Source organism: Thalassotalea sp. G20_0, from assembly GCF_017744175.1.
Lineage (GTDB): Bacteria > Pseudomonadota > Gammaproteobacteria > Pseudomonadales > Endozoicomonadaceae > Endozoicomonas.
This window is the reverse complement of sequence record NZ_JAGHQV010000178.1, coordinates 1-1,764: the sequence shown is the minus strand read 5'-3', so window position 1 is coordinate 1,764 and position 1,764 is coordinate 1. Positions and strand designations below refer to the sequence as shown.

The window sequence follows — 1,764 nt, the reverse complement described above, 5'->3', positions numbered from 1 at the left end:
CAGGCAGCCCTGTGTACCATGTACTGACCGAGAATGGGACTGACTCTGACGATAACCGTGGTGAACCGGTGGCGAACACTGGAAACCCCATCCGACCAGGCAGCCCTGTGTACCATGTACTGACCGAACATGGGACTGACTCTGGCGATAGCTATGACGAACCGGCGGGTAGGCAACAGATAGCAGCAGCCCCATGGTGAACACTGGGAAAGAACCTGACCATGGTCAACAAACTGTCGGATACTGTATGGCCAGCACGGGATCCCCGATGACACTGACTCCTGGTGTGTCATTCTGTTTAGAGCTTAAGCGGCGATTCGCACGAACCACCTTTTCCAGCATGTCATTTGCCTTGGCTGTCCAGATATAAGGCTCTTTAACTTTCGGATGCTTATGAGTGGCGTAATTGTCACATATAAGGTGCAGACTTTTCTCCTTCGGTGTTTCCCTGTTTATTTGTTTCCGGTGGTGCAAAATAAAAGAACCCGGCCAAGGTATCAACGACGATGTGACTTTTTCTACCATTAGAGAAAAAAACATATCCTTGAAAATTTAACGTCACTGCATAGACGAATTAGAAAATATAATTATCACTGGCAGAAATAAGATAGAGTGATTAAAAAGCTTTTTTCGCTAATTTCCATTGGTCATACAATCATTCAAATATATACCACCATTCATTTATAAAAATAACACGACGCCTTCAGTACGTACCCTTAAATAAAAAAATGAACCGGGAACTTTTACGACACTGCATTTTCGAATAAGAGAGTGCCCGGTAATTTTTTGTGCTCTCTAATTTACTGTAATGCATTACAACATCAAGAGCCCTGTTTATGATTCAGCAACCCACTCAGCAACCCATCATTCAGCAACCAATTTGCGACAGCGCTTCCCAATGTTCAGGGAATGGCAACGAACATTCCTGGCTCGGCCATGGCGTTGCTATTTCTAAAGCATTTGCGAAATCATTGATTCCAACGGAAGATCCTCACCTCGGTTTCAATTCCCGCAAAGCAGTGGAAGATCTTGTGCGACTGGCCACAGTAACTATCCTGCCGTCGAGTTCCATCCTTTTCATGGTGAAAGATATGGCCAATGCCTGGTCCGGGAGCGGTTTGCCCGGGCCGGATGCAAAACCGGAATTACCACAGACATCAAAAGAAACCCGGGAAGAGGCTCAGGAAAAAGAAACCGGCTCGAAATACGTACCCCTTCAACAGCCATCCACGGCCCGCTATCAAGGGAGTCAGGGAACCAAAGGGCTACTTGCCCTTGGCACGCTGGCCAGCTCTTTTCAGTATGCGAATTCGAAACTGATTAATAATGCAGAAGACCTGGGCAAGATTGGTCGAGATCCCGAATTTCCACTAAACGGCAAATATCAACAGACAGCGGATATTGTTGTCAATAAAGACCATAAACCCATTGGCACATTCACCGGGGAGTACGATGGGCAGTGCCATACCATCAGCGGCCTGTCTGACTGTTTTGTTGACACTCTGAAAGGCAGCATCAGTGACCTTCAGTTTACTCGTGCCAATATAAAAAATTCCGCGAAGCCGACCGGGTTAGCAGCCTGTGTTGTTGATGATACTGGCACAGTCAGTAATATCCGGGCGGTGAACAGCCATGTCAAAACCGAGGGTGGCTATGCATACGCCGGCATCGGGGGGGGGCGGGTTCACGGAACGGTTGCCAACACCGCGGCGGTGAACAGCAATGTCACAACTTCGGGTTATGCTTCATTCGCCGGCATCGGGG

General features: G+C 47.9%; 2 protein-coding genes. Both read left to right on the top strand.

Translation table 11 applies throughout. The features are described 5' to 3' along the window. On the top strand, positions 1 to 200 hold a 200-nt coding region (locus J7438_RS25335), incomplete at its 5' end, for a hypothetical protein (protein ID WP_209278821.1). 636 nt (positions 201 to 836) lie between these two features. Next, on the top strand, positions 837 to 1,764 hold a 928-nt coding region (locus J7438_RS25330; protein WP_209278820.1), incomplete at its 3' end, for a hypothetical protein.